This is a genomic window from Streptomyces sp. ISL-43 (assembly GCF_018614195.1).
GTDB lineage: Bacteria > Actinomycetota > Actinomycetes > Streptomycetales > Streptomycetaceae > Streptomyces.
Window position 1 is genome coordinate 31,180 of the sequence record NZ_JAGGOT010000019.1, and the last position, 25,568, is coordinate 56,747.

Sequence of the window (25,568 nt, forward strand, 5' to 3'; positions counted from 1 at the left end):
GAGCGGGACACCGGTCACACCGATGACACCGGTGAAGCCCGACCACGAAGTGCTGGTGATCGGCGCCGGGTTCTCCGGAATAGGCACGGCGATCGGCCTGCGCCAGGCCGGCATCGAGGACTTCGTGGTCCTGGACGAGCAGGACGACATCGGAGGCAGCTGGCACGCCAACCAGTACCCCGGCATCGCCGTGGACATCACCGCCTTCTCCTACTCCTTCGCCTTCGAGCCCTCCCCGTCCTGGTCCCGGGCCTTCCCGCCCGGCGCGGAACTGAAGGCCTACGCGCAGACGTGCGTCGACAAGTACGGCCTGCGGAGCCACCTGCGGCTGAACGCGAGGGTCGTGCGGGCCGAGTACGACGAGTCGCGGCACCTGTGGACGGTCTTCCTGGCGGACGGCACCTCGACCACGGGACGGTTCGTCATCTGCGCCACCGGCTGGCTCACCAAGCCCAAGGCGCCCGGCATCGAGGGACTCGACAGGTTCAAGGGCGACATCGTGCACACCGCGCGGTGGGACCACTCGCTGGACCTGGCCGGCCGCAGCGTGGGACTGATCGGCACCGGCGCGTCGGCCGTGCAGATCGTCCCCGAGATCGCCCCCCGGGTGGAGCGGCTCCACGTCTACCAGCGCACCCCCATCTGGGTCTTCCCGAAGCCGGACTTCGCGATGCCCGCCGCCCTGAGCCGGCTGTTCCGGGCGGCTCCGTGGACGCAGCGCGCGGTCCGGCTGTTCACGGACACGGTGACGGAGCTCGGCTTCGTGATCGCCATGATCTACCACCGGCAGTTCCCCTTCCTGGTGAAGGCGGGCGAAGCGCTGTCCCGGCGCCACCTGCGCCGCGAGGTGGGCGGCGATCCCGAGCTGATGAGGAAGCTCACCCCGACGTACAAACTGGGCTGCAAGCGGCCGTCGTTCGCGAAGGGCTACTGGCGCGCCTTCACCCGGGACAACGTCGAGCTCGTCACCGAACGCATCGAGCGGATCACCGAGACCGGGATCCACACGGCGGACGGCGAGGAGCAGCGGCTCGACGTGCTGGTGCTCGCCACGGGCTTCCACGTCCTGGAGAACCTGCCGCCCTTCCCGATGCACGGTCCCGGGAACCGGGAGCTCAAGGAGTTCTGGAGGACCGAGCGCTTCCAGACGTACGAGGGCAGCTCGGTCAAGGGCTTCCCGAACCTCTGGTTCATCGTCGGGCCGTACTCGTTCACCGGCGGGTCTTGGTTCGGCATGATCGACTACCAGGTCACCCATGCGCTGCGGGTGATCGCGGAGGCCCGGCGGCGGCGCGCCACGCAAGCCTCCGTCAGGCCGGAGGAACACGACAAGTCCTTCCGCAGGACGCTGCGCAGGCAGCCGAACACCGTGTTCCTCGACGAGAGCTGCAGGGGCGCGAACACCTACTACCTCGACGAGCGCGGTGACGCGCCGGCCGTCCGCCCGGCCACCCGCTACGAGGCCGCCTGGCGGGCCAGGCACTTCGACCTCGACGCCTACCGGTACGACCGACCACGCGAGACCCGATACGACACCCGATACGACCACCGCTCTGGAGGCCGACGTGCTGAGACTCGGTGAGGTGCACGGAAGGGACCGTGCGCTGTGCCTGTTCTACGGACTCTTCTCCGCCGCCGGCTCCTGCGTCATGGGTGCGCTGGCCGTCGACTTCGTCGTGGACAACATCCACGACGGCCCCTTCGGCGTCATCCGCAACTTCCTGCGCGACGCGCTGACCAACCCGGCGGCCCGGTTCGTCTACGCCGACCTGTTCCTGATCTGGGCGGCACTGGCGGCCTTCATGGTCGTCGAGGCCCGCCGGTTCGGCATCCGCCACGTGTGGGCGTACATCATCGGCGCCCCCGCGCTGGCGCTGTGCGCCAGCTTCACCGCCTTCATGTACGTCCGCCAGCTGAAGATCGCGGCCGCGGGCGACGAGGGATCGAGCCCCGTCGCCGCGGCTTCCCACGAACTGACGAGAGGGATGCAGTGATGACCACCGAGGCCATCGCGTTGACCGCGAGCGTCGACCGTTCCCTGGCCCTGGCCGCCCGTACGCTCCGAGAGCGCCAGGATCCGGCCGGCCACTGGAAGGGCGACTTCGAGACCAGCCTCATCGGCGAATCCGGCGAAGTCATCCTGCGGCACTTCCTGCGGCTGGCGGACGACGGGTCGGTCGCCGCCGCGGCGAAGACGATCCTCAGCGAGCAGTCCGCCTCGGGCGGCTGGGCGTCCTACTACAAAGGGCCCGACGAGCTCCTGCTCTCCATCTTCTGCTACGTCGCGCTGCGGCTCGCCGGCCACGACCCGGACGAACCCGCGATGCGCGCGGCGGCCGGGTCGATCCGGGGCAACGGCGGCATCGAGAGCGTCGACAACCTCATCATGCTCGCCTGGCTGGCCCTGATCGGGCTGTGGCCGTGGCGCGACATCCCGCTCATCCCGGCGGAGATCGTCCTGCTGCCCAGCAGGTTTCCCGGCAACATCTACCAGATAGGCGCCGCCGCCCGCGGGATCGTCGTCGCCAACAGCCTGTTCATGGCCGACCGGCCGGTCGTCCCCGCCGGCTTCGGCATCGGTGAACTGTTCGCCCGGCCCAGCGCCCGGCGAAAGCTCCCGAGGCCCGCCGCGCTGAGGATCGGGACGGCGCTCAGCCACTGGTACGCCCGCCACCCGGTCGGCTTCCTGCGCCGCAGGGCGATCCGCAAGGCGGCGGACTGGCTCGTCCGCACCCAGGAACAGGACGGCAGCTGGGGCGGCAACTGGCCGCAGACCGCGAACGTCGTCATGGGACTGGACGCGGTCGGCTTCGGACAGGACCACCCGGTCGTCAAGGCCGCGATGGAGGGACTCGACCGCTACGTCGTCGAGAAGGACGGCCACCGCCGGGTGGAGATGTGGACCTCGGTGGTCATGGACACCGCCCTGGCCCTGAACGCGACCGCCGCCGCCGGCGGCCCCGACGCGAAGTCCGCCGCCGACCCCGCGGTCCGCTGGCTGCTCGCCAACCAGGTCACCGAACTGGGCGACTGGGCCGTCCTGACCAAGGACCCGGTCGCCGGCGGATGGCCGTACGAGTTCACCAACAACGCCAACCCCGACGCCGACGACACCGCCTTCGCGGTGGCCGCCCTGCGCCGGTTCCATCCGCGCGGCAGCGACGCGGCCGTCGACGAGGCGTGCGAGCGGGCCGGCCGGTGGATGGAGTCCCAGCAGTGCGAGGACGGCGGCTGGGCCGCCTTCGAACCGCTCCGCTGGCGGCTGCCGGGACGCGACAAACTGGCCGCGATCGGATTCCTCGAAGCGCCCTCCGCCGACGTCACCGGGCACGTCCTGGAAGCCCTGGGCTCCGACGGCCAGGCCCGCACCCCGGCCGCCCTGCGCGGCATCGAGTGGCTGCGCCGCAACCAGCACCCCGACGGGTCGTGGCCCGGCTGGTGGGCCTGCTACCACCTGCACGGCACGAGCGCGGCCGTCACCGGACTCACCGCCTGCGGGATCCCGGGAACCGACCCGGCCGTGGCCCGGGCCTGCGCATGGATCACCGCGCACCAGCAGGACGACGGCGGATGGGGCGAGGACATCCGCGCGCTGCACGATCCGGCGTGGATCGGGACCGGCGAGAGCACCCCCTCGCAGACGGGCTGGGCGCTGCTCGCGCTCATCGCCGCGGGCCGCGCCGACAGCGAAGAGGTCCGCGCGGGCCTTGAGTTCCTGGTCCGCACCCAGCAGGACGACGGCGACTGGGCCGAACCGTGGCACACCTGGGTGGTCCACCACGACGGCCTGTACTGGCGCGACAGCCTGCTGCGCCTCATCTATCCCACGATGGCCATGTCGGCGTACCAGGCCGCCACCAGTGGATCGGAGCAGCGGCGATGACCCGTGTGACGGTGGTCGGAGGAGGCCTCGCCGGGATGACGGCGGCTTGGGCCGTCCGCAAGTACGGGATTCCGGTACGGCTGCTGGAAGCCGGCCCGGAGCTCGGCGGGATGGCCGGGTCGCGGGTGATCGACGGCCGGGTCGAGGACCACGGGGTGCACATCTTCCCCGCCTGGTACCGCAACACGCTGAAGCTCGTCGACGAACTGGGCATAGCGGGGAACCTGCGCGAGACCGGGAGCCTCCACCAGCTGGTGCCGGGCGAGTTCCCCACCTTCCGGTCGGCGGTCACCCCCGTCGCCGACCAACTGCTGTTCTTCTACGGGGTGATCGACCTGCTCGCCCAGAAGTACGGGGACCGAGACGAATCGCTCCACCGGTTCCTCCACAGTCGCTGGTACCTGACCGAAGCGGCGATCGCCGACGTCGAGCACCTCTTCGTCGCCTCCAGCGCCGCCGAGAGCCGGGCCGTGTCGGCCGCGAGCTTCCGGGGCAGCATCGCCGCCTTCGCACGCCACCCCGGCAAGGTGCGCATGCCCAGGGGGGACCTCCAGCAATGGTTCATCGGCCCCTTCCGGCAGCGGCTGGAAGCGGCCGGCGTCGAGGTCCGCACCGGCGCGGAACTCCTGGAGGTCTCCGTGGACGGCGGCCGGCTGGACACCCTGACCGTGCGCGACGGTGACACCGTGACCGAGGACGTGGACGGCCACGTGGTGCTCGCGGTCCCGCACGGGAGGCTGTCCGGGCTCGGCGTCGGCGTCACCGGCGCGCTGCAACCACCGTACGGTGTCGACGAGTTGGTGTCGCGACCGCTGGGGGCGCTGCACATCTACCTGCGCAGGCGGCTGCCGGGAGTGCCCGCCGAGCACATCCGCCTGGTCGAGTCGCCGCACGCGATCACCCTCATCGACATCGGCCAGGTCTGGGAGGGGCACGACACCAGCCTCCTCAACTGCGTGGTCGGCCGCGCCTCGCAGCTCGCGCACCTGTCCGAAGACGAGGCGGTCAAAGTCCTCGTGGAGGAGCTCATGAGTTACATACCCGTCCTCACCTGGGACGACATCGAGCACGTCTGCTACCAACCCCACGACAAGGCGCCGTTCTTCGCCCCCGGGCCCGGATCCGACCGGCACCGGCCGACGGCCACGACCGCACTCGGCAACATGCACGTCGCCGGCGACTACTGCGCGGGCCCGGCCGGCGTGGCGGGCATGGAGGGCGCCGTGCGCTCGGGCCTCGCGGCCGCCGAGTCGGTACGGCGGGCCCTGCGGCCCGACGCCCAGCCGGTGCGGATCGACCGGATCGGCGGGGTCAGCCCGGCGCTCGCCCGCACCCTGCGGGTCGCCCTGGCCCCGGTCGCGGCGGGCATCAGGCTGCTGGCCAAGAACACGGGCGGCGCGTCGTGATCGCCATGGTGACCGGCGCGGCCGGTGGCATGGGCTCGGCGGTGGTGCGCCTGCTCGCACAGCAGGGCGCCACGGTCGCGGCGGTGGACCGCGACCCCGTCCGGCTGGCCACCCTGGTCGGGAAGCTGACCGCTGACGGGCTCGACGTACTGGCCCGTCCGGCGGACGTCGCGTCGAGCACCGAGGCCGAGGCCGTGGTGGACGACGTGGAACGGACCGTCGGGCCCATCGACCACCTGGTGAACTCGGCCGGAGTGCTCCGGCTGGGAGAAGCCGCCGAGACGACCGATCAGGACTGGCACGACACCTTCGCGGTCAACACCAACGGGGTCTTCTTCATGTCCCGGGCGGTCGTCAACCGCATGATCCCGCGCGGACGGGGAGCCATCGTCACCATCGCCTCCAACGCGGCCGGCACCGCCCGCTGGAACATGGCCGCGTACGCCGCGTCCAAGGCGGCGGCGATCTCCTTCACCAAGTGCCTCGGCCTCGAAGTCGCCCGGTACAACATCCGCTGCAACCTCGTGGCCCCCGGCTCCACGGACACCCCGATGCTGCACGGCATGCATGGGGACGGGCGGGCGTCCGTAGCCTCCATCACCGGGGACCCGGCCGCATACCGGGCCGGCATCCCGCTGGGCAAGGTGGCGAGCCCGCAGGACGTCGCGCACGCCGTGCGCTTCCTGCTGTCGGAGGAGGCCGGACACATCACCATGCACGGCATCACCGTCGACGGAGGGGCGACCCTCGGAGCGCAGGTGTCCTGATGGCCGGCATACCTCCCATCGCCCCCTACCCGCTGCCCCTGCCGGGCGAACTCCCCCCGGTGGTCGTGGACTGGCAGGCCGACCCGCGGCGTGCCGTGCTCCTCGTCCACGACATGCAGGAGTACTTCCTCGAACCCTTCCCACGGGACGCCTCGCCCGGAGCACCCCTGGTCCACAACGCGGCACTGCTGCGCCGGCGCTGCGCCGGACTCGGCATCCCGGTCGCCTACACCGCCCAGCCCGGCGGGATGACGCCGCAACAGCGCGGCCTGCTCGTGGACTTCTGGGGTCCCGGGATGCGGACGGCACCCGAGCACCGCCGAGTAGTCGAGGCCCTCGAACCGGCGGCCGGCGACTGGCTGCTCACCAAGTGGCGCTACAGCGCCTTCTTCCGGACGGACCTGCTGGAACGCATGCGGGCCGAGGGCCGCGACCAGCTCGTCCTCTGCGGTGTCTACGCGCACGTCGGCGTCCTGATGACGGCCGTGGACGCCTTCACCCACGACATCCAGCCGTTCCTGGTCGCCGACGCCGTCGCCGACTTCTCCGCCGACCACCACCGGCTCGCCCTGGAGTACGCGGCGCAGCGGTGCGCCGCCGTCGTGACCACGGCAGCCCTGTGCGAGGCCCTCGCGGCCGTACCGGCGGAGGGATCGCGGTGAGCGCCGGGAACCGGGCCGCGGCCGGCCCGTACGGAGCCCCGGACCTCCTGGCGCGCGTACTGGAGGGGACCGCGCCCGCCTTCGCCCTCCTGCACCGTCCCGAGGCCACCTCCCCGGACACCCTGGAGGTGCTGCTCGGCGACGCGTCCCCCTGCCGCACTCTGGCCGACCTGCCGCTCCCCGACACCGAGGCCCCCGGGGGCGGTCACGAACTGCTCGCCCTGGTGCCCTACCGGCAGATCACCGAGCGCGGATTCGCGGCCCACGACGACGGCGAACCGCTGATCGCGATGACGGTCACCGGTCAGGAGGCGCTGCCGCTCGCGGCGGCCCTGCGCCGGCTGCCGAACGAGCCGGTCAAGGTCGACCAGGACGCCTTCGACATCCCGGACGAGGAGTACGCGCGGATCGTGCGGCGCGTCATCGCCGACGAGATCGGCACCGGGGAGGGCGCGAACTTCGTGATCAAGCGGACGTTCACGGCATGGCTGCCGGGCTTCTCCCCGGTCGGCGCCCTGTCCTTCTTCCGCCGGCTGCTGGAACGGGAGACCGGCGCCTACTGGACCTTCCTCGTGCACACGGGCGACCGCGTGCTGGTGGGCGCGACCCCCGAGCGGCACATCAGCGTGCGCGACGGCACGGCGGTCATGAATCCCATCAGCGGCACGTACTGCTATCCCGGCGGCGGCCCCACCCTCGACGGAGTGATGTCCTTCCTGACGGACCGCAAGGAGACCGACGAGCTGTACATGGTCGTGGACGAAGAGCTGAAGATGATGGTCCGCGTCTGCCCCTCCGGCGCGCGCCTCGTCGGCCCCTACCTCAAGGAGATGGCACGCCTCGCGCACACCGAGTACCTCATCAAGGGACGCACCGACCGCGACGTCCGCGACATCCTGCGGGAGACGATGTTCGCACCGACGGTGACCGGATCACCGCTGGAGAACGCGGCCAAGGTGATCAGCCGCCACGAACCGAACGGTCGCGGCTACTACAGCGGCGTGGCCGCCCTCATCGGACGGGACGCCTCGGGGGAGCGGACCCTCGACTCGTCCATCCTGATCCGGACCGCCGACATCTCGGCGGACGGCCGCCTGCGGATCGGCGTCGGGGCGACGCTCGTACGCCACTCCGATCCCGAGTCCGAGGCCCGGGAGACGCGGGCCAAGGTCTCCGGACTGCTCGCCGCGCTGGCCGAGCCCGCGCCCAGCCGCTTCGCCACCCACCCAGAGGTCCGGGCCGCGCTGGCGGGACGCAACGAACTCGTCTCCGGATTCTGGCTGGACGAGCCGGACGGCAGGATCGGCGAGGCCGCCGCACTGGCGGGGCGCCGCGTCCTCGTGGTCGACGCCGAGGACACCTTCACGGTGATGCTCGCCCATCAGATCCGCTCCCTCGGGGCCGAGGTGACCGTACGGCGCTTCGACGAGGAGTACGACATCACGGCCTACGACCTCGTGGTGCTGGGGCCGGGGCCGGGCGACCCCAGGCAGGTGTTGCGGCCGAAGATCGCGCACCTCTGGGCGGCGGTGTCCCGGCTGCTGGAAGAAGGGCGCCCCTTCCTGTCGGTGTGCCTGAGCCACCAGGTGCTGAGCGCACGGCTCGGGCTCGCCCTGGAACGCCGCCCCGTCCCGAACCAGGGCGTGCAGCGCGAGATCGACCTGTTCGGCCGACGGGAACGGGTCGGGTTCTACAACACGTTCGCGGCCCGCTGCGACGGCGACGCCATCGAGCACCCCGCCTTCGGCCGCACCGCCGTGAGCCGGGACCCGGGGACCGGCGAGGTGCACGCCCTGCGCGGCCCGCACTTCGCCTCGGTGCAGTTCCACGCGGAGTCCGTCCTCACCCAGGACGGGCCGCGGATCATCGGCTCCCTGATCACGGAGGTGATGGGGTCGTGCACGCGATAGCCGTCCGACGGGAAGGGACACGGGAAGCGTCATGGTTCACGCACTCGTCGCCGGAGGCGGCATAGGCGGCCTCGCCACCGCCCTCTCCCTCGCCCGACGCGGACACCGCGTCACCGTCCTGGAGCGCGGGGACGGCTTCGCCGAGATCGGCGCGGGCATCCAGCTCGGTCCGAACGCCTTCCACGCCCTGGACCTCCTGGGCGTCGGCCAGGGGGTGCGGGGCCGGGCGGTGTTCATCGACGAACTCCGCTTCATGGACGGCACGACGGGCGAGAAGGTCGCCGCGATGCCGCTCACCGGGCGCTACCGGCACAGGTTCGCCAACCCGTACGCCGTGGTGGCGCGCGGCGATCTCTACCACCCGCTGCTGTCGGCGTGCCGGGCGGCCGACGGCGTCGAGCTCGTGGCGGGGGCCGGCGTACGGCGGTACGCGCAGGACGGGGCGTCGGTCACCGTGTCCACGGCGGACGGCCGGACGTTCACGGGCGACCTGCTCGTCGGAGCCGACGGCATCCGCTCGGCCGTCCGCGCGCAACTGGTGGGCGACGGCGCGCCCCGGGTCTGCGGCCACACCATCTACCGGTCGGTGATCCCGATCGGGAGGGTGCCGCGAGAGCTGCGGTGGAACGCGGTGACCCTGTGGGCGGGCCCCGACTGGCACTTCGTGCACTACCTCATCGGCGGCGGCGACTACCTCAACCTGGCCGCGACACTGGACGACGGCGCCCGCGAGCCCGTGTCCGGACGCCCGGCGGACCGGGACACCGTACTGGGGCGCTTCGCGGAGCTGGGACCGGCCGGCCGACGCCTGCTGGAACTGGGCGAGGGCTGGCGGGAGTGGGTGCTCTGCGACCGCGATCCGGTCGACGTCTGGACGGACGGCCGGGTGGCCGTGATGGGCGACGCCGCCCACCCGATGCTCCAGTACGCCGCCCAGGGCGCGTGCCAGGCCCTGGAGGACGCCGTGGTCCTGGGCGGCGTACTCGCTCACACCACGGGCGACGACGTGGCGCGGCGCCTGGCGGAGTACAACGCCGTGCGGCGCGAGCGGACCGCGCGCGTCCAGCTGGTGGCCAGGGAGATGGGCACGCGGCTCTACCACCCCGCGGGCGAGTCCGCGTCGGCGCGCGACGCGATGCTGAGGTCGCTGACCGAGGACGACCTGTACGACAAAGTGTCCTGGCTGCACGGCCACCGCCTCGTGGTGCCCGCCCCGCGTGCCGTGCCCGCCTTGAGCGGTGTTCGACTGTCGTAGGCGAGAAGGTCTCATGGTGAGACATTCCTTCCGGTCCCTGTCCGTCCGCAATTTCCGCTACTTCACCCTCGGGCAGGTGCTCTCCGTCACCTGCGGCTCGATGATGTTCGTCGCCCAGGACTGGCTGGTCCTGTCGATGTCCGGCGACTCGGCGCAGACGCTCGGCGTGGTGACCGCGCTGCAGTTCGCCCCGGTCCTGCTGTGCAGCCTCTACGCGGGACGGCTCGCCGACCGGCACGACAAGCGCCACCTGCTGGTCCTGGCCAACATCGCGGCGGGCACCCTCGCCCTGCTGCTGGGCCTCCTGCTGCTCTCCGGCGCCGAGCGGCTGTGGCACGTCTACGTCTTCGCCCTCGCCCTCGGCACGGTCAACGCCGTCGAGACCCCGGCCCGGATGTCCTTCGTGAGCGAGATGGTCGGCCCCGACCTGCTGCCCAACGCCTCCGCCATGAGCGCCGCCTACTTCAACGTGGCCCGCATCGCGGGGCCGGCGATCGCGGGCGTGGCGATCAGCGGCTTCGGGGTGGTGTCCGTGGTGCTGCTCAACGCGGTCAGCTACGTGGCCACGGTCGCCGCGCTGCTGTTCATGCGTCCGCAGGAGCTGACGCGCCCCGAGGTCCGGCCGCACGACGCCAAGGTGTCCGACGGGCTGCGCTATCTCTCCGGCCGCCCGGACCTCGTCCTCCCGCTGGTCCTCGTCGCCTGCGTCGGCCTGCTGGGCTTCAACTTCCAGCTGGTCCTGCCCCTGCTGGCCAAGACGGTGTTCCACACCGGCTCGGCCTCCTTCGGGATGCTGACCACCGCGCTGGCGGCCGGCTCGCTGGCCGCCGCCTTCGTGACCGCCGGCCGCAGCGGCCGGCCCTCACAGCGGCTCGTCCTCGGCGCGGCCGTCGCCTTCGCCGCCGTGGAGACCGCCGCGGGCCTGGTGACCGGCTACGCCGCGGCCCTGGCCCTGCTGGCCGCCACCGGATTCGCGGCCGCGTACTTCGCCCAGGCCGCCAACCACCGGATCCAGCTGGGGAGCGACCCGCAGTACCGCGGCCGGGTGATGGCGCTGTACTTCCTCATCTTCCAGGGCTCCACGCCGGTCGGCGCCCTGCTCTGCGGCTGGCTGGCGGAGCACTGGGGCGTGCGGGTCGTGCTCTGGGGCGGCGGCCTCGCCTCGCTGGCCGTGACCTTCGTACTGATCTTCGTGTCCGCGAGGTACCGCCCGGACCGGCCCGACGGGACCCGCCCGCCGGAGCCGGAGCAGGACCGTCCGGATCATCCGGACCAGGGAGAACGCAAGACCCGCGCGAGCACGGGATGAACCGGGGGCGAGAGCGGGCCCCGCGGCGGTCCTGGCCGAGGGCCATCGCGGACATGTTGGCGATCATCAGCACCGGGATCGCCGTGGCGAAGAGGTTCACGAGGTGCCGGACGACCGCCTTGCCGTAGCCCAGGCGCTCGTCGGTGCCGGCCCGGACCACTTCCAGCCCCAGCGCCCGCTTGCCGGGCGTGGCGCCCCAGCGGGACACGCTCAGCGGGGCCCATGCTTCCGCCCGGGTCCGTGCCGCCGCGCGCGGCCTGCCTGGCCTCTCCCCTGTATGACACCACGCGGTCCCCCCGCCCGCCCTCCGGGGCGAGGGGGAGACCGGCGGCGGGCGGGGCGGCGGCGGGTCATAGGCTGTCGGTCCGGCGGATCTCCGCCCGCGGTTCCCTCCTGCTGAAAGGACCACGTCATGAGCGAGAAGGCCCGCAAGCTCTTCGACGCACTCGATCTGAACAGCGACGGCGTCCTGACGCGCGACGAGGTGATCTCGGCCCTGCGGGCCAAGGGGCCCACGCTCGCCGCCGCCGGCGACCTGCCCTTCTGGGGTCTGGGCGACCCGGACGCCTCCTCGGCCCTCTTCGACCGGGCCAACCTGGACGGCGACGACGTACTGACCTTCGAGGAGTTCGAGCGCGAGGTCGACCGCCGCTTCGGCTGGTAGCAGCGGGTCAGGCGGGGAGGATCCCGTCGCAGGCGATCCGCAGGTGCCGGGGACCGCGCAGGACCGCGTTCTGCCGGTAGGGCGGCGGATCCTCCAGGAGGCGGGGGTTCTCCAGGCGCCGGGCCAGCTCGCTCAGCGCGAGCTGAGCCTCCAGCCGGGCCAGCGGGGCGCCGAAGCAGCTGTGGATGCCGCTGCCCAGGCCCAGGTGCTGGATGTCCTTGCGGTTCGGGTCGAAGCGGTCCGGATCCTGGAAGCGGTCGGGGTCCCGGTTGCCGGAGGCCAGGACGAGCCACATCGAGGACCCCTTGGGGATGGTGGTCCCGCGGACCTCGATGTCCACGAGCGGGGTGCGCTGCGGCAGCAGTTGCACCGGCGGTTCGAACCGCAGCAGCTCCTCCACCAGGGGCACGGCCAGCCCGGGCTCCTGCCGCAACTGCCGCAGCACGTCCGGATTGCGCAGCAGCGTCAGCATCCCGTTGGTGATCAGGTTGACCGTCGTCTCGTGGCCGGCGATGAGGAGCAGGGCCGCCGTGCTGAGCAGCTCCATCGTGGACATGGACTCGTCCGGGCCGCGCCCCACGGCCAGTTGGGAGAGCATGTCGTCGCCGGGGTTCTTGCGCCGCTCCTCGACCAGCCCGGCCAGGTACATGCCCAGCTCCATCCGGGCGTCGTGGGTGCCGCGCTGCCGTTCGGCGGGATCGGAGTCCGGATCGGGGTCCAGACTCGCGGCGAGGGTGTCGGCCCAGACGTGGAATCGGGCCTCGTCCTCGCGCGGTACACCCAGCAGCCGGCAGATCATCGTCACCGGGAACGGGTACGCGAACTGGTCGACCAGGTCGATCCGTTCGGTGTCCCCGAGGTGGTCGATGAGACCGGTGACGATGTCGCGCAGTCCGTCCCGCATCCCGTCGACGCGGTGCGGGGAGTGTGGCGGGCCGAAGGGCCGGTTGGTCATCCGGCGCAGCCGGTCGTGTTCCGGCGGGTCCAGCTTCAGGAAGCTCGGCGGCAGCGCCATCGCCTCCTCGTCCCCGCCCTCGGCCAGCGGGTCCCCGGCCGTCGTGGCGAGGTTGCGGGAGTCGGAGCTGAGCCGCGGATCGTGCAGCAGGCTCTGGATGTCGTAGTAGGTGCTGATGACGTACGGGCCGGTCCCGTCGTGGAAGACCGGGGTCTTGCGCAGCTCCTCGTACAGCGGGTAGGGGTTCGCGCGGTTGGCGTAGTCCAGGATCTGGCTCAGGATGCCGTGGCTCATGGCGGGTGGTCCTCCGTGGGCGTGCGGGTCAGTGCCCGGCGGGGGTGAAGGTGATCCGGCGGTCGGCCGGCGAGTACCCGCTGAGGGTGATGGTCGGGCCGTGCGTGGGAACGGACGGGTCGGGGAAGTCCGCGGGGATCGGCCGCTGACCGTCGGCGCGGCGGTCCACCGTGGTGAACGGGGGCGGGAACGGCGCGGTGGACTCGATCTGCCGCTCGTAGAACTGCAGCCAGCGCGCGTTGTCGAAAGTGACCGCGCCGATGACCCGGCCCTGGTAGCCGTAGACCCCGGTGAAGCGGCGCTCGGCCCGCGAGCCCTGGGTGATCATGATCTCCGTGCCCATGGAGGGCACGCCCACGGACTTGATGTTCACCCCGAACTGGGAGGACCAGAACGCCGGCACCCACAGGTGCGGGCGACGCTCCGTGCTCTCGCTGAGCATGTTGTGGGCGGCGGTCTCGGCCTGCGCCACGGCGTTGCCCCAGTGCTCCAGGGACAGGAACTGGTAGCCGAACAGCGCGTGCGGGGAGCGGGCCACGTCCCCCGCCACGTAGATGTCGTCGGTGACGATCCCGCGGATGTCGAAGGCCCGGCAGCCGGCGTCGCAGGCGATGCCCCGCGGGCCCGCCCCGAGTCCGGAGCCGGTCAGCCACTCCGTGTTGCGCTGCGCGCCGAGCGAGACGACCACCACGTCGCATTCCAGCGTGGTGCCGTCGGACAGGTGCGCGGCCCGGACCCGCCCCGAGGAGTCGCCCTCCAGGCCGGTCACCATGATCCCCGTCCGCAGGTCGACGCCGGCCTCCCGGTGGAGTTCGGCGGCGACGGCGCCGATCACCCCGCCCAGGGCGCCGACCAGCGGGGCGTCACCGCGTTCGGCGACGGTGACCTCCAGTCCGCGTTCACGGCAGGCCGAGGCGATCTCGGAACCCGTGAAACCGGCGCCGATGACCAGGACCCGGCGAGGTCCGGCCGCCAGCCGCCGGGCCAGGGCCGCTCCGTCGTCGCGGGTGCGCAGCGTGAAGACACCCTCGAGCTCGCCCTCGGCCTCGTTGGGCCAGGGCCGGGCCCGCACCCCGGTGGCGATCAGCAGCCGGTCGTAGGGCACCTCGTCGCCGTCGGCCAGCCGGACCTTTCGGGCCGCCATGTCCAGGCCGCTCGCCGCTACGCCCAGGCGCCACTCGGCGTCGAGGGCACGGCGCCGGGGGAGCGCGGTGTGCTCGGCGTCCGCCCGGCCCAGCAGTACCTGCTTGGACAGCGGCGGGCGGTCGTACGGCTCGTGCGGTTCGTCGCCGATCAGGGTCAGCGAGCCGGCGAATCCCTTCTCCCGCATGGTCTCGGCGGCGCGCAGTCCGGCCAGCGAGGCGCCGACGACCACGATCCTGCCGGACCGCTTGAGCTGGTCCAGGGCGGTGTCAGGCATCGGAGGCCCCCTTGGTGTGGGCCGCCGGGGCGGAGGGGGCTGCCGCCAGGTCCGCTTCGTCCACGAGGATCGCCTGCACGGGGCAGGCGGCGACGGCCTGGGCCACGCGCTCGCGCTGGGCTTCCTCGGCCTGCGGGTCGTAGAGCAGACCCTCGTCCCCGTGCATCGCGAAGACGTCGGGGGCGAGGAAGGCGCACTGCGCGTATCCCTGGCACCGGTTGAGATCGACGACGAGCCTCAGCAAGGTGTGGTCCTTTCGGTGCCCCCCTCTGCTTCCCGGACCAGCCTGCGTCCCCCGGCCCCCCGGGGCCCGCCCGCCGCAGCCGTCGGAGTGACGCCCGGCGCACGTCAGGGGGTACGGGGACCGGCCCGGCCCGACCGCAGGACGTACAGGCTCACGATCACGGCCCAGGCCGGGAAGACCAGCTCGGACCACGGCACGGAGGAGCCGACCACCAGCAGCACGAGCCCGGCGAGGTACCCGGCCAGGGCCAGCGGGCGCGGGAAGACCCCGAGCCTGCGGCCGATCGTCGAGGTCGCGAAGACGAACACGGCGGCCATCCGCATCCCGTACGTGGTGAGGAGCGTGTACGCGAAGTGGCGGCCGAACTCCTGGGGCTGATCGGCGTCCAGCACCGTCCCGGCGGCCGCGGCGGCGCCGAAGAGGCTGGCGACGAAGACCAGGCCGCTGCCGAGGAAGACGGTGGAGACGAACCGGTCCTCGGCCTCCCCGGCGTGCTCCCGCAGCGCGCCCATGAACCACAGGAAGGCGATGCCGGCGAACGGGACGAGTTCCAGGGCCGTGGTCACCGCCTGCCGCTGCCCCGAGGTGACCTCGACCCGGTCCGCGCCGCCTCCTTCAGGCAGGGCGATCCGGGCGAGGACGATCGCCGCCGCCATGAGGGCGGCGAAGAGGATCCCCGCCAGCCCTGCCGCCCGCGGGGTGCTCAGGCTCTGTCCCGGGGCGGTCCCCGGTGCTCCTTGTGTCATTCGTCCAGCAAGCCGGGGGCCCGGCCGTGGTGCCAGCGGGGCCGCGCGCCCGGGTGACACGGGTCCCGGGCGGCGCGGTGCGGCGCGGGCTCAGGCCGCCCCGTCCGTGCGGTCCAACTGGTCGATGTGCCACAGGGGCAGGCTCCGGAAGAAGCCCACGGCCTCCGCCCGCCAGTACGGGGCCCAGGACGCGGCCTCGGCGGCGGCCGCCTCGGCGTACCGGCGGATCTCGGCGCGCAGCCGCCGGTCCGCGCCGCCGTCGCGCGCGATCCGCTGGATCCGGGCGATCGTGGAGTCCGGGCAGTCCCGGTCGCCGAGCGCGGCTTCCACCAGGGCGGCGTCGGCCCCGCTCGCGCAGGCCAGGACCGCGTTGACGGCGTAGGTACGGCGCCCGGAGCGGATGTCGGCCCCGGTCGACTTGCCGACGTGGTCGGCCTCGTGGAAGAGGTCCAGGTAGTCGTCGCGCATCTGCTCGCCGATCCCCACCAGGCGGGCGTACCGGTGCAGCCGTTCGCGGTGTGGCGCGGGGTCCTCGCCCGCGGCCAGCAGGCCCATGGTCAGCGGAGCCAGGATCGAGTACCGCGCGCTCTTGAAGTCGGTGACCTCGTGCAGGAAGTCCTCGCCGGGACCCGTGAGGGTGTCCCGCTCCAGGTCCGCGATCTGTCCGACGACGGTCTCGCCTGCCGTCCGCGTCTGGACGGCCAGCAGGGCGAGCCGCAGCTCCGCGGGTACATCGGCCTCCAGCAGCACCTGCATCGACAGGAAGGCGGCGAGGTCGCCCGCGAGCACGGCGAGGCCGAGGGCGGCCGGGAGGTCGCCGGGCAGCTCCTGGCGGTAGGCGTAGTACGTCGACGGTCCGCCGCGCCGCAGGGGTGCGTCGTCGATGATGTCGTCGTGGACGAGCCCGTGGGTCTGCAGCAGTTCGAGGCTCAGACCGGCCTCCGCCAGGCCCGGCGGCTCGTCGGTGGTGACCAGCCGGGCCGCCTCGTGGAGCAGGACCACCCGCAGGCGCTTGCCGCCGCGCATCGACAGCTCACGCAGCAGCTCCAGACAGTGCGGCGCGAAGCGGCTGTGCGTCGGGGTGTCCAGCCGCTCTCCGAGGGTGTCGAAGTACTGCTCCAAGCGGGCGTCGAACCGGCTGCGGTGTCCGGATATCCGTTCCAGGGCGTGGGCGGTGGCCGTGTCGTTCATGAAGATCAGTATCGGGCCGCGACCCGGTGGCGGACGCCACCGCCCGCTACTGATGTAAGAAATCATTGACATCGGGTATGGATCCTTTTACATTCCTCATGTCAAAGTTGTTTTACATAGGAGCGAGTGTGGCCTTCGAAGAGAAGCGCGCGTGGATCATGGGGGTAGTCGCGGTCGCCGGGTACGCGGTCTACCTGGCCCTCGTGCTGGGCAGGGCCGGTGACGGCGTTCCCCTCGTGGAGGTCCCGTACATCGCACCCCTGCTCTGGGCGGTCGGCGGAGCCATCGTGGCCGCGATCCTCCTCAACATCGCGGTGGCGGCGGCCTCGCCCGGCGAGGCCGACGTCAAGGACCAGCGGGACAAGGAGATCGGCCGCCTCGGCGAGCACGCCGGGCAGTCCTTCCTCGTCGTCGGCGCCGTGGCGGCGCTGATCCTGTCGATGGCCGGCGCGGACCGCTTCTGGATCTCCAACGCGATCTACCTCGGCTTCGTCCTCTCGGCGGTGCTCGGTTCCGTCGTGAAGCTCGCCGCCTACCGCTGGGGGTTCCAGTCGTGGTGAAGCCGACCGGCATCACGAACCGGATCAGGACCCTGCGCTTCGAGCATGCGGAGATGACCCAGGCGGAGCTGGCGGAGCGCATCGGCGTGACCCGGCAGACCGTCATCGCCATCGAGAAGGGCCGCTACTCGCCCTCGCTCGAGACGGCGTTCAGGATCGCCCGCGTCTTCGCGGTGCTGCTCGAACAGGTATTCCAGTACGCGGACGAGGAAGGGACGGCGCCGTGAAGGCGATCGTGCAGGACACGTACGGCTCCAGTGACGTACTGGAGTTGAGGGACGTCGAGACTCCGAAGCCGGGCAGGGGCGAGGTGCTCATAGCCGTCCGGGCCGCCGCCGTGGACGCCGGTGTCTGGCACCTGATGAGCGGCCGGCCCTACCTGCTGCGGCTCATGGGATTCGGACTGCGCGCGCCCAAGGTCCCCGTACGCGGCCGGGAGGTCGCCGGCGTCGTCGAATCGGTCGGCGAGGGCGTGACCGCCTTCCGCCCGGGGGACGAGGTCTTCGGCATCTGCGAGGGCTCCTTCGCCGATTACGCGAGCGCCCGGCAGGACAAGCTCGCGCACAAGCCCGCCGGCCTCCCGCTGGAGGAGGCGGCCGCGCTCCCCATGTCCGGCCTCACCGCGCTCCAAGCGCTCCGCGACGCGGGACGCGTGCGGCCCGGCCAGCGGGTGCTGGTCATCGGCGCCGCGGGCGGGGTCGGCACCTTCGCGGTGCAACTGGCCAAGGCCTACGGTGCGCACGTCACCGGGGTGTGCAGCACCACGAAGACGGAGCTGGTGCGCTCGCTCGGCGCGGACGAGGTCATCGACTACACGCGCGAGGAGTTCGCCGACGGCGTCCGTCACTACGACCTCATCCTCGACACCGCCGGCAACCGCACCCTGTCCCACCTCAGGCGCGCCCTGACCCCGCGCGGAACGCTCGTCCTCATCGGCGGCGAGGGCGGCGGCCGCTGGCTCGGCGGCGTCGACCGGGTCCTGCGCGCCGCGCTGCTGAACCCCTTCGTGCGCCACGGCCTCAAGGGCTTCATCTCCGCCGAGCGCCAGTCCGACCTCGAAGTCCTCAAGGGGCACGTCGAGGACGGCACCCTGTCCCCGGCCGTCCAGCGCACCTGCCGGCTGGCCGACGCCCCCGAAGCGATCGACCGGCTCCACCGGGGCGAGGCGCGCGGAAAGATCCTGATCACCCCCTGAGTCCAGCAGACGGTCCAGGCGGAGCAGGAGCGGGCGCGGCCGGTCGCCTTCTCCTCCTACGAGGAGGCCCGCGCCTGGTGCGAAAGGGAACACGAGCTGCTGGTCGCCAGCGTCTCCCTGGTCCACGAGTCCGCTCTGCACGCGGCCGCCTGGATGACGGCGGCGGCCCTCTGGTCGTACGTCAGGCTCGGCTCGTTCGACGACTGGCTCTCCACCCACCGTGCCGGACTCGCCGCCGCCACGTCCGACGGGGACGAGCGGGCGGCGGCATGGATGCTCAACGGCATCGGGAACCACGGGGTGAGGACCGGACAGCCGACCGGTGCGATCCACTACTTCCGCCGGGCCCTGGAGATCCACCGCAGGAAAACGGGCCGGGAGGCGGAGCTCAGCCTGGCCATCGGCTTGCGGATCAGGGGCGACGTACTGCGCAAGGCCCGCCGTCCGGCGGAGGCGGCCGAGGCGTACCGGCGTGCTGTAGCCCTGCAGAAGCAGCTCGGGGACGTGTACGGCGAGTCGCTCACGCTCGTCGGCCTCGGCGACGCGCACGCCGACCAGGGCGCCCTGGCCGAGGCCGGGGCCTGCTGGGAGAGGGCGCTCCCGGCTTTCGAGCGGGCCGGTGACTCGGGCCGGGCGCGCGGGGTACGGGGGCGTCTGGAGCGGCTGCCGGAAGCTTCGTGACGGCAGGTTGAGCCCGCGCTCCCGCCGGGCCCGGGCCCCTCAGCCGAGGTTCGGGAAGGGTGCGGCGGATGTGGCGGCCGGGCTCGCGGGGGCGCCCTGGGTGCCGGACGCGGTGGGCGTGGCGGGCGTGGTCGGCGAAGTGGGCGCGGCCGGCGTGCCGGGGGCGACGGGCGTGGCCGACGCGCCGGAGCCGGCCGGTGCGGTCGCGCCGGGCGTGGCCGTGGGGGACTCGGGGACGCAGGTGACCTCGTCGCGCGGGGTGTAGTGGGTCCGGAACGTCTCCCGGCCCACCTCGTGGCCGCCCTGGAGGAAGACGCGGTCGACGGAGACGTCGAAGCCTTCCAGCGGGGTCTGCGCCTCGCAGGTGGGGCCGGTGGCCGTGAGCTTGCCCGGCGGCGTGATGTGGGTGCGGGGGCCCTTGGTCGCCTTGATCTCGTCGTACTTCTTGGTTCCGAGCAGGGTGACGGTCACCGAGGTGCCGGTGGACGAGGCCCGGACGGTGACGGGGTGGCCGGAGTCGTTCTGCCAGCGCAGGTCGAGGGTGCCCCAGGCGACGGTGGCCTCGCGGCCCTCGGGGTACCGCTCGATGTAGAAGGAGTGGGCCCCGTACTCCACCGGCTTCAGGCCCGCGAAGAACATGGCGTTGAACATCGTCGTCGCGACCGCCGAGACGCCGCCGCCGGGCGACTTCACGTACCGGCCGTCATTGATCATGATGCCGTCGACGAAGCCGTTCTCCTCGGTCCGCTCGCCGACCGCCTGGTTGAAGCTCCAGATCTCGCCCGGCTGGACCACGGCGCCGTTGATCAGCTCCACGGCGCGGGCGATGTTGTGGGTGCGGTACGGCGCGGCAGGAAAGGCGACGGTGAAGGAGGAGAGCGCCTTGTGCCCGGCGGTGGCCTCGGTCGCGGCCCCGGCGGCCGCCGTACGGTCCGCCGGGGTCCGGCCCTCGGCGGCCGCGGAACCGGCCTGGAGTCCGCCGAGGCCGAGTACGGCGGCCGTGGCCGCCGATATCAGGGCGATCCGCGTGGTGGCCGTACGGCCGTGTGCGCGTCGCATGTCTCTCCCTGTCGCTCTGGAACCCGGTCCGGTGCCCGGCGCCCGCTCGAAAACCGGAAGGCGCCAGAACCGGAGACAATCTTGGATCAAATCCGGCGAAAAGGGTCAAGAATGTGCCGGTTCTCACGAGAGGCCCGGGTGGCGGAGACCCCGGAGCGCACTCAGGCCGTCACGCTTCGCTTACGGAACCGAGCGGATCCGGCGCACGAGCAATGATCCCGCGAGGGCCAGCCCGCCCGCGAGCCCGTACAGCACGGTGTACCCGCCGAGGTGGGTGACGACCGGGGCCGCGATCACCGGGGCCAGCACCTGTGGCAGCGCGTTGGCGATGTTGATGACACCCAGGTCCCTGCCCCGGTCCTCCGCGGTCGGCAGCACGTCCGTGAGCAGGGCGAAGTCCACCGCGGTGTACACGCCGAAGCCGAGGCCGAGGATCAGCGAGGCGACGACCGCGCCGGTCCAGGTCTGCCAGACGGCGAGCAGCACGGTGGCCGCGGCGATGACCAGCCCCGACCGGATGACGTAGGACTTCCGGCGGCCGCTGCGGTCCGAGCGGATGCCGCCGATCACCACCGTGCAGAGCAGGGTGAGCGCGTTGAGGGCGGTGAGGATCAGCACGCCGGTGCCCGCGTCGCCCTCGTAGCGCACGGCGTCGGTCAGGTAGTAGAGCAGGTACATCGTGCTGATGGAGTACGACAGGTTCATCAGGAACCGGGTCAGCCAGGCCCAGCCGAAGTCGGGATGGCGGCGCGGATCGATCCAGAAGCCCGCGAGGAAGGTCCGCCACCGGAAGGCCGGCCTGGCGGCCGGGGCGAGCACGCGGTCGCGCCGCATCAGAACGTACGGCACGGCCGCGAGCACCGAGAAGGCCGCGCAGGCCAGATAGCCGGCGGTGATCCCGCCCGCGACCGTGGCCAGCGCCGTGCCGACCAGGATGCCGACGATCTGGGAGACGCCGAGCCAGCCGCCGACCAGGCCCCGCTGCCGGGGCGGGACCTGGTCGGGGACGGCCGCGGTGAGTGCGGCGAAGGCCGCGTTGAGGGCGAGCTGGACCAGGCACCAGCCCGCGATCACGGCCGTGACGCTCTGCGCCAGGGACAGGACCACCAGGCCGGCGGCCCCGCCCGCCACCCCGGCGACCACCCAGGGGATACGGCGGCCCGCGCGCGCCGTCGTACGGTCGGACAGGGCCCCGAAGACGGGGTTGGCGACCATCGAGACGGCCGCGCCCAATCCCGTCACGATGGCGAGCGTGGACGCCTTGTGGTCGGGGGTGAGGTGCTCGGCCTGGCGTGCGAGGAGCAGTTGCAGCGGGCCGAACCACCCGACCCAGACCCCGAGGTTGGCGAGGGACAGCGCGCTCACCCACCGGCCGCCGGGCGGGGCGCCGGTCTCCGCGGCTTCCGCGGCCTTCGGCTCGGCGGTCATCTGCCGCTCTTGATCAGGTCGCGGTACCAGGCGTACGACTCCTTGGGCGTGCGCGCCAGCGTCTCGTAGTCGACGTGGACGAGCCCGAACCGCTGCCGGTATCCCTCCGCCCACTCGAAGTTGTCGAGGATCGACCAGATGAAGTAGCCGCGGACGTCGGCCCCCTCGGCCATCGCCTGGTGCAGGGCGCGCACGTGGCCCTCGTGGTAGGCGATCCGGCGCGCGTCCTCGATCCGGCCCGTGCCCGGGTCCGGCCCGTCGCCGTACGAGCAGCCGTTCTCCGTGATGTACAGGGGCGGCAGCCGGTCGCCGTAGCGTTCGCGCAGGGTCGCGATCAGTTCGCGCAGTCCGTCCGGGACCACCGGCCAGTCGAAGTCGGTGCGTTCGTACCCCTCGATCTGCCGGATGGCGAAGGGAAGGCCGGAGGGGATCTCGATCCCGCCGAAGGCGGAGCCGCCGGCCGGCGCCGGGGCGCCGACGAGCATCGGGTTGTAGTAGTTGACCCCGTACCAGTCCAGCGGGGCGGAGATCGTCTTGAGGTCCTCCGCCACCGGGCCGGGCAGGAGGGAGTCCAGCCCGTCCGGGTAGGCGCCGGTCAGGATCGGGTCGGCGAAGAGGTGGTTGGTGAGCGTGTCGTACAACTCGGCGGCGGCGCGGTCCTCTTCGCTCTCGCCGGCGGCCCAGACGGGGCTGTGCGAGGCGGCTATCCCGATCCGGCGGGCACCCGCCGCGCGCAGGGCCTGTACGCCCAACCCGTGGGCCAGGAGCTGGTGGTGGGCGGCGGGAAGGGCGTCGAAGACGAGCTGCTTGCCCGGGGCGTGTTCGCCGAGGCCGTAACCGAGGAGGGTGACCTCGGCGGGCTCGTTGATGGTGATCCACATGGGCACGCGGTCGGCGAGGCGCTCCGCGACCACCGAGGCGTACGCCGCGAACCGCTCGGCGGTGTCGCGTTCCAGCCAGCCGCCCCGCTCCTCCAGGGCGAGCGGGGTGTCCCAGTGGAAGAGGGTGGGCACCGGGGCGATCCCCGCGGCGCACAGCTCGTCGACGAGCCGGTCGTAGAAGTCCAGCCCCGCCCGGTTGACGGTCCCGTGGCCGTCGGGCAGGACGCGGGACCAGGAGACCGAGAACCGGTAGGCGTCGACGCCGAGCCCGCCCATCAGCGCCACGTCCTCGCGGTAGCGGCGGTAGTGGTCGGTGGCCACCTCCGCGTGCGAGCCGTCCTTGACGCGCCCCTGCTCCCGGGTGAAGGCGTCCCAGGAGGACGGGCCTCGGCCGTCGGCCGTGGGGGAGCCCTCGATCTGGAAGGCGGAGGCGGAGACTCCCCAGAGGAAGCCGGGCGGGAACTGGGGTACGGGCGCTGTCATGCGGACTCGCTTCGGTCGGGGAGCGCGGCTTCCTGGGGAGGGTGCGGGGAAGCGCGGTCGGGCGTGCCGTTCACGGCACTTTCGGGTCCCCGGGCCCGCCCTGTCAATGGAAAGTGAACAATCCTCAACTTCTATCCGGCATGTGTCGCGTCGAGCAGGGCCAGCTGCTCGGAACCGGCCTTCTCCATCGAGGCGACGCAGTCCTTCACGCGCTGCCCCAGGGCGGTGTCGTCCCAGGCGTTGAAGAAGTCGCCGTGGATGGAGTACGTGGCCGGCGGCCACGTGGACGGCGTCATGCTCGTCGCCCTGCACGGCACGGACCCGCTGCCGGCCGCGCTGGCCAGAACGGGCCTGCCGACCGCCTCGTTCAACCGGACGTGCGCCCAGGACGTGCCGTACGTGGAACTGGACAACGCGGCCGGCGCCGCACTCGCCGTACGGCACCTCCTGGAGCGGGGCCGACGCCGGATCGCCACCATCACCGGGCCGCTGGACCTCTTCGAGGCACGCGAGCGCCTCGACGGCTACCGCGCCGCGCTGCGCGACACCGGCCGCCGCTCGATCGTGGCACTGGGCGACTTCAGCAGGGCCTCCGGGGCCGAGGCCATGCGGCAGTTGCTGGAGGACGACCCGCGCTGGACGCGGTGTTCGCAGCCAACGACCTGATGGCGATCGGAGCGCTGCGCACCCTGCGCGAGGCGGGCCGCCGGGTCCCCGAGGACGTGGCCGTCGTCGGCTTCGACGACATCGAGGCCGCCGCCTACACCGCACCGGCGCTCACCTCCGTACGCAGCCCCATGGCCGACCAGGCCACGGCCACGGTGCGGCTGCTCCTGAGCCTGATCGAAGGCGGGCCCAAGGATCCGGTGGTCATGCCGAACGAGCTCGTGATCCGCGAATCGTCCTGACCCCCCTGCGACACGGCGATCGCTAACTGCCCCCGTCGGAGCCCGTCACGTCCCGTACGTGCCGCAGGCCCGGCCCCGCGAGCACCTCGTGCAACTGCTGGAAGACCTGCCGGGCGCCCACGGCGTTCCAGTCCGCGGGGAGCAGTTCGGCCGGGAGGCCGGGGTCGAGGTAGGGCAGCCGGCGCCACTCGGTGAGCATCGGCACGTAGTGGCGGAACGCCTCGGCGGCGTCGATGCCGGCCTGCTGGGCGAGCCGCGCGGCGACCGGGGCGTATGAGCCGGTGAAGGTGGCGTACTGGGCCTGGATCGCGGGGAAGTCCCACCAGGAGCTCACCGCCTCGGGCAGGTCGCTGAACGCCGCATAGTCGGCCGCGGCGAACAGGTGGACGTACTCGCTGAGGCCGAGCCGCACGAGCATGTCCCGCGCGTCCTCCAGGAGCCGGCCCGGCGCCAGCCACACGCCGGGGGCGATGTTGCCGAAGCCGAGCCAGGTCAGCCTGGTGCGCAGCTGGTAGCGGTGGGAGCGCTCGGACTCCGGTACGGAGAAGACCGCCATGGCCCAGCCGTCCGCGAGGTCGGCCGGTTCGAGGCTGGCGAAGATGCGCCGGTCGCCGGCGTCGAAGACGGGGTGGACGGCCGGGCTGAGGCGGTAGCCGGTGGCTCCGCGGCGTTCCGGTTCGAGGACGCCCTTCTTCTTGAGCCGCGAGATGGCGGAGCGCACCGCCTGGCTCTCCACGCCGAGCTCCGACATGAGCGTGATCAGGTCGGCGACGGAGATCCAGCCGCCGCTCCCGCGCACGAAAGCCCCGTAGACCGTACTGATCAACGAGCTGGGCCTGAGGGGGCTGTCGGACATGATCACCTTCCCGTGGTGTGCGGTGGTGATCCTACCGAGCGGCGGCGCGGCCGGGCCGCCCGCGGTCACTCCCCGGCCGGCGCCCCCTGGGCGAGGGGTGCCTGCGCGTACGCGCCCGAGAGGAGGTGCCCGGCTCCGGGAGCCAAGGCGGGCAGGTCGAGGGCGCGCAGCATCTGGTGTGCGGTGCAGACGGCCGCGGAGACGACCGGCTTGCCGAGCAGCTGCTCTGCCTCCTCGATGGCGCCGAGCGAGGGCATCTGTACGCAGGCCGACAGGACGACCGCGTCCGCGTCGGCGTAGTCCAGGGCGCGGGCCAGGCCGGGAAGCCGGGCCGGGTCGTGGGCGGCGACGTCGAGGTTGTCCGCGATCTCCAGAGCCTGGTAGTCGAGGACTTCGATGCCCTCGTGGGTGAGGTAGTCGACGACGGTCCGCGTGAGCGGGCGCATGTAGGGGGCCAGAAGGGCCACCTTCTTGGCGCCCATGGTGTGCAGCCCGTGGACCAGGGCTCCGGCACTGGTGACCACGGGGGCGGGGGCCCCGTTCTCCGCGGTGCGCGTGTGCAGGCGTTCCTCGGAGGTGCGGTGGTAGCCGAGGCCCATGCTCATGATGGCCACCAGGCAGGCGTAGCCGAGTACGTCGACCCGCGCGTCGGAGAGTTCCACGGCGCAGCGGTCGGAGTCGGCGTCCATGGCCCTGAGCTGCTCCGGGGTCACGTGGGTCATGCGCATGCGGCTGGAGTGGAAGGTGAAGCGCTCGTCGGGCGCGATGTCCATGCGGGCGCGCAGGATCGCGGGAACCTCGGTCTCCATGG

The 25,568-nt window shown here is 72.4% G+C and carries 27 protein-coding genes and 1 pseudogene; 16 read left to right on the forward strand and 12 right to left on the reverse strand.

Annotated features, from left to right (window positions below):
- Window positions 1–22: 22 nt before the first annotated feature.
- The 9 genes from J7F03_RS11285 to J7F03_RS11325 are packed head-to-tail and all read left to right on the forward strand — an operon-like array spanning window position 23 to window position 11,192.
- Window positions 23–1,582 (forward strand): NAD(P)/FAD-dependent oxidoreductase, encoded by a 1,560-nt coding sequence (locus J7F03_RS11285; RefSeq protein WP_251071754.1) that lies wholly within the window; start codon window positions 23–25, stop codon window positions 1,580–1,582.
- On the forward strand, window positions 1,566–1,994 hold the full coding sequence (locus tag J7F03_RS11290) for a DUF2834 domain-containing protein (protein ID WP_308379355.1): 429 nt from the start codon (window positions 1,566–1,568) through the stop codon (window positions 1,992–1,994). The genes J7F03_RS11285 and J7F03_RS11290 overlap by 17 nt, the downstream gene beginning before the upstream one ends.
- Entirely contained in the window at window positions 1,994–3,883 is a 1,890-nt protein-coding gene (gene shc / locus J7F03_RS11295; protein WP_214948579.1) for a squalene--hopene cyclase, read from the forward strand. Before J7F03_RS11290 ends, shc begins: the two co-directional genes overlap by 1 nt.
- A complete protein-coding gene (locus J7F03_RS11300) occupies window positions 3,880–5,289 on the forward strand; it encodes an FAD-dependent oxidoreductase (protein ID WP_214948580.1) in 1,410 nt (469 codons plus the stop codon). The genes shc and J7F03_RS11300 overlap by 4 nt, the downstream gene beginning before the upstream one ends.
- Before the next feature lie 5 nt (window positions 5,290–5,294).
- A complete protein-coding gene (locus J7F03_RS11305) occupies window positions 5,295–6,056 on the forward strand; it encodes a 2,3-dihydro-2,3-dihydroxybenzoate dehydrogenase (RefSeq protein ID WP_214948658.1) in 762 nt (253 codons plus the stop codon).
- The gene (locus J7F03_RS11310; RefSeq protein WP_214948581.1) at window positions 6,056–6,718 is read left to right on the forward strand and encodes an isochorismatase family protein; all 663 of its coding nucleotides are present in this window, start codon (window positions 6,056–6,058) and stop codon (window positions 6,716–6,718) included. Before J7F03_RS11305 ends, J7F03_RS11310 begins: the two co-directional genes overlap by 1 nt.
- A complete protein-coding gene (locus J7F03_RS11315) occupies window positions 6,715–8,628 on the forward strand; it encodes an anthranilate synthase family protein (protein WP_214948582.1) in 1,914 nt (637 codons plus the stop codon). The genes J7F03_RS11310 and J7F03_RS11315 overlap by 4 nt, the downstream gene beginning before the upstream one ends.
- Before the next feature lie 31 nt (window positions 8,629–8,659).
- Window positions 8,660–9,883, forward strand: coding sequence for a 3-hydroxybenzoate 6-monooxygenase (locus tag J7F03_RS11320; protein ID WP_214948583.1), 1,224 nt, complete (start codon window positions 8,660–8,662; stop codon window positions 9,881–9,883).
- A gap of 13 nt (window positions 9,884–9,896) precedes the next feature.
- Window positions 9,897–11,192, forward strand: coding sequence for an MFS transporter (locus J7F03_RS11325; RefSeq protein ID WP_214948584.1), 1,296 nt, complete (start codon window positions 9,897–9,899; stop codon window positions 11,190–11,192).
- A 31-nt stretch (window positions 11,193–11,223) separates the two neighbouring features.
- Here J7F03_RS11325 and J7F03_RS42625 read toward each other — a convergent pair.
- A pseudogene (locus J7F03_RS42625) lies at window positions 11,224–11,601 on the reverse strand (RDD family protein); the annotation flags it as partial.
- 3 nt (window positions 11,602–11,604) lie between these two features.
- Between J7F03_RS42625 and J7F03_RS11335 the strand changes: the two are divergent.
- Window positions 11,605–11,856: an EF-hand domain-containing protein gene (locus J7F03_RS11335; protein ID WP_214948585.1), complete on the forward strand. Its 252-nt coding sequence runs from the start codon at window positions 11,605–11,607 to the stop codon at window positions 11,854–11,856.
- 7 nt (window positions 11,857–11,863) lie between these two features.
- On the opposite strand, the gene J7F03_RS11340 is transcribed toward J7F03_RS11335, so the two are convergent.
- The 5 genes from J7F03_RS11340 to J7F03_RS11360 all read right to left on the reverse strand — a co-directional run bounded on the left by J7F03_RS11340 (window position 11,864) and on the right by J7F03_RS11360 (window position 16,706).
- The gene (locus J7F03_RS11340) at window positions 11,864–13,105 is read right to left on the reverse strand and encodes a cytochrome P450 (RefSeq protein ID WP_214948586.1); all 1,242 of its coding nucleotides are present in this window, start codon (window positions 13,103–13,105) and stop codon (window positions 11,864–11,866) included.
- A gap of 28 nt (window positions 13,106–13,133) precedes the next feature.
- Window positions 13,134–14,525, reverse strand: a complete 1,392-nt coding sequence (locus J7F03_RS11345; protein WP_214948587.1) for an NAD(P)/FAD-dependent oxidoreductase — start codon at window positions 14,523–14,525, stop codon at window positions 13,134–13,136.
- A complete protein-coding gene (locus J7F03_RS11350) occupies window positions 14,518–14,766 on the reverse strand; it encodes a ferredoxin (protein ID WP_214948659.1) in 249 nt (82 codons plus the stop codon). Before J7F03_RS11350 ends, J7F03_RS11345 begins: the two co-directional genes overlap by 8 nt.
- A gap of 107 nt (window positions 14,767–14,873) precedes the next feature.
- Complete coding sequence (locus J7F03_RS11355) at window positions 14,874–15,515, reverse strand: hypothetical protein (protein WP_214948588.1); 642 nt, start codon at window positions 15,513–15,515, stop codon at window positions 14,874–14,876.
- 90 nt (window positions 15,516–15,605) lie between these two features.
- A complete protein-coding gene (locus J7F03_RS11360) occupies window positions 15,606–16,706 on the reverse strand; it encodes a polyprenyl synthetase family protein (protein WP_214948589.1) in 1,101 nt (366 codons plus the stop codon).
- Window positions 16,707–16,834: 128 nt separating this feature from the next.
- Between J7F03_RS11360 and J7F03_RS11365 the strand changes: the two genes are divergently transcribed.
- From J7F03_RS11365 to J7F03_RS11380, 4 genes are all read left to right on the forward strand, one after another.
- Complete coding sequence (locus tag J7F03_RS11365) at window positions 16,835–17,266, forward strand: hypothetical protein (RefSeq protein ID WP_214948590.1); 432 nt, start codon at window positions 16,835–16,837, stop codon at window positions 17,264–17,266.
- Window positions 17,263–17,493 (forward strand): helix-turn-helix transcriptional regulator, encoded by a 231-nt coding sequence (locus J7F03_RS11370; protein ID WP_374104314.1) that lies wholly within the window; start codon window positions 17,263–17,265, stop codon window positions 17,491–17,493. The genes J7F03_RS11365 and J7F03_RS11370 overlap by 4 nt, the downstream gene beginning before the upstream one ends.
- Window positions 17,490–18,461, forward strand: coding sequence for an NAD(P)-dependent alcohol dehydrogenase (locus J7F03_RS11375; RefSeq protein ID WP_214948592.1), 972 nt, complete (start codon window positions 17,490–17,492; stop codon window positions 18,459–18,461). Before J7F03_RS11370 ends, J7F03_RS11375 begins: the two co-directional genes overlap by 4 nt.
- A 153-nt stretch (window positions 18,462–18,614) precedes the next feature.
- Window positions 18,615–19,142, forward strand: a complete 528-nt coding sequence (locus J7F03_RS11380; RefSeq protein WP_214948593.1) for a tetratricopeptide repeat protein — start codon at window positions 18,615–18,617, stop codon at window positions 19,140–19,142.
- A 39-nt stretch (window positions 19,143–19,181) separates the two neighbouring features.
- Here the strand turns inward: J7F03_RS11380 and J7F03_RS42630 are convergent, their stop codons facing one another.
- The 4 genes from J7F03_RS42630 to J7F03_RS11400 form a co-directional block, all read right to left on the reverse strand.
- On the reverse strand, window positions 19,182–20,201 hold the full coding sequence (locus J7F03_RS42630) for a VanW family protein (protein ID WP_214948594.1): 1,020 nt from the start codon (window positions 20,199–20,201) through the stop codon (window positions 19,182–19,184).
- A gap of 180 nt (window positions 20,202–20,381) precedes the next feature.
- A complete protein-coding gene (locus J7F03_RS11390; protein ID WP_214948595.1) occupies window positions 20,382–21,629 on the reverse strand; it encodes an MFS transporter in 1,248 nt (415 codons plus the stop codon).
- The gene (locus tag J7F03_RS11395; protein WP_214948596.1) at window positions 21,626–22,993 is read right to left on the reverse strand and encodes a GH1 family beta-glucosidase; all 1,368 of its coding nucleotides are present in this window, start codon (window positions 22,991–22,993) and stop codon (window positions 21,626–21,628) included. Before J7F03_RS11395 ends, J7F03_RS11390 begins: the two co-directional genes overlap by 4 nt.
- A 131-nt stretch (window positions 22,994–23,124) precedes the next feature.
- On the reverse strand, window positions 23,125–23,289 hold the full coding sequence (locus tag J7F03_RS11400; RefSeq protein ID WP_214948597.1) for a hypothetical protein: 165 nt from the start codon (window positions 23,287–23,289) through the stop codon (window positions 23,125–23,127).
- On the opposite strand from J7F03_RS11400, the gene J7F03_RS40955 reads away from it, so the two are divergent.
- Window positions 23,288–23,659 carry a substrate-binding domain-containing protein gene (locus J7F03_RS40955; protein WP_251071755.1) on the forward strand — a complete coding sequence of 124 codons (372 nt, stop codon included), beginning with the start codon at window positions 23,288–23,290 and terminating at the stop codon, window positions 23,657–23,659. The genes J7F03_RS11400 and J7F03_RS40955 overlap by 2 nt on opposite strands.
- Complete coding sequence (locus tag J7F03_RS40960) at window positions 23,638–23,901, forward strand: substrate-binding domain-containing protein (protein WP_374104307.1); 264 nt, start codon at window positions 23,638–23,640, stop codon at window positions 23,899–23,901. Before J7F03_RS40955 ends, J7F03_RS40960 begins: the two co-directional genes overlap by 22 nt.
- Before the next feature lie 22 nt (window positions 23,902–23,923).
- On the opposite strand, the gene J7F03_RS11410 is transcribed toward J7F03_RS40960, so the two are convergent.
- The gene (locus J7F03_RS11410) at window positions 23,924–24,757 is read right to left on the reverse strand and encodes a PaaX family transcriptional regulator C-terminal domain-containing protein (protein WP_214948598.1); all 834 of its coding nucleotides are present in this window, start codon (window positions 24,755–24,757) and stop codon (window positions 23,924–23,926) included.
- A 65-nt stretch (window positions 24,758–24,822) separates the two neighbouring features.
- Window positions 24,823–25,566 carry an Asp/Glu racemase gene (locus tag J7F03_RS11415; protein WP_214948660.1) on the reverse strand — a complete coding sequence of 248 codons (744 nt, stop codon included), beginning with the start codon at window positions 25,564–25,566 and terminating at the stop codon, window positions 24,823–24,825.
- Between the last annotated feature and the right edge of the window lie 2 nt (window positions 25,567–25,568).

Bases quoted from the DNA above. Each gene is read 5' to 3' on its own strand.
- J7F03_RS11285 (WP_251071754.1), top strand. From the start codon at position 23: ATGACACCGGTGAAGCCCGACCACGAAGTGCTGGTGATCGGCGCCGGG.
- shc (WP_214948579.1), top strand. From the start codon at position 1,994: ATGACCACCGAGGCCATCGCGTTGACCGCGAGCGTCGACCGTTCCCTG.
- J7F03_RS11300 (WP_214948580.1), top strand. From the start codon at position 3,880: ATGACCCGTGTGACGGTGGTCGGAGGAGGCCTCGCCGGGATGACGGCG.
- J7F03_RS11305 (WP_214948658.1), top strand. From the start codon at position 5,295: ATGGTGACCGGCGCGGCCGGTGGCATGGGCTCGGCGGTGGTGCGCCTG.
- J7F03_RS11310 (WP_214948581.1), top strand. From the start codon at position 6,056: ATGGCCGGCATACCTCCCATCGCCCCCTACCCGCTGCCCCTGCCGGGC.
- J7F03_RS11320 (WP_214948583.1), top strand. From the start codon at position 8,660: ATGGTTCACGCACTCGTCGCCGGAGGCGGCATAGGCGGCCTCGCCACC.
- J7F03_RS11325 (WP_214948584.1), top strand. From the start codon at position 9,897: ATGGTGAGACATTCCTTCCGGTCCCTGTCCGTCCGCAATTTCCGCTAC.
- J7F03_RS11335 (WP_214948585.1), top strand. From the start codon at position 11,605: ATGAGCGAGAAGGCCCGCAAGCTCTTCGACGCACTCGATCTGAACAGC.
- J7F03_RS11340 (WP_214948586.1), bottom strand. From the start codon at position 13,105: ATGAGCCACGGCATCCTGAGCCAGATCCTGGACTACGCCAACCGCGCG.
- J7F03_RS11345 (WP_214948587.1), bottom strand. From the start codon at position 14,525: ATGCCTGACACCGCCCTGGACCAGCTCAAGCGGTCCGGCAGGATCGTG.
- J7F03_RS11355 (WP_214948588.1), bottom strand. From the start codon at position 15,515: ATGACACAAGGAGCACCGGGGACCGCCCCGGGACAGAGCCTGAGCACC.
- J7F03_RS11360 (WP_214948589.1), bottom strand. From the start codon at position 16,706: ATGAACGACACGGCCACCGCCCACGCCCTGGAACGGATATCCGGACAC.
- J7F03_RS11380 (WP_214948593.1), top strand. From the start codon at position 18,615: ATGACGGCGGCGGCCCTCTGGTCGTACGTCAGGCTCGGCTCGTTCGAC.
- J7F03_RS42630 (WP_214948594.1), bottom strand. From the start codon at position 20,201: ATGCGACGCGCACACGGCCGTACGGCCACCACGCGGATCGCCCTGATA.
- J7F03_RS11390 (WP_214948595.1), bottom strand. From the start codon at position 21,629: ATGACCGCCGAGCCGAAGGCCGCGGAAGCCGCGGAGACCGGCGCCCCG.
- J7F03_RS11395 (WP_214948596.1), bottom strand. From the start codon at position 22,993: ATGACAGCGCCCGTACCCCAGTTCCCGCCCGGCTTCCTCTGGGGAGTC.
- J7F03_RS40955 (WP_251071755.1), top strand. From the start codon at position 23,288: ATGCTCGTCGCCCTGCACGGCACGGACCCGCTGCCGGCCGCGCTGGCC.
- J7F03_RS11400 (WP_214948597.1), bottom strand. From the start codon at position 23,289: ATGACGCCGTCCACGTGGCCGCCGGCCACGTACTCCATCCACGGCGAC.
- J7F03_RS11410 (WP_214948598.1), bottom strand. From the start codon at position 24,757: ATGTCCGACAGCCCCCTCAGGCCCAGCTCGTTGATCAGTACGGTCTAC.
- J7F03_RS11415 (WP_214948660.1), bottom strand. From the start codon at position 25,566: ATGGAGACCGAGGTTCCCGCGATCCTGCGCGCCCGCATGGACATCGCG.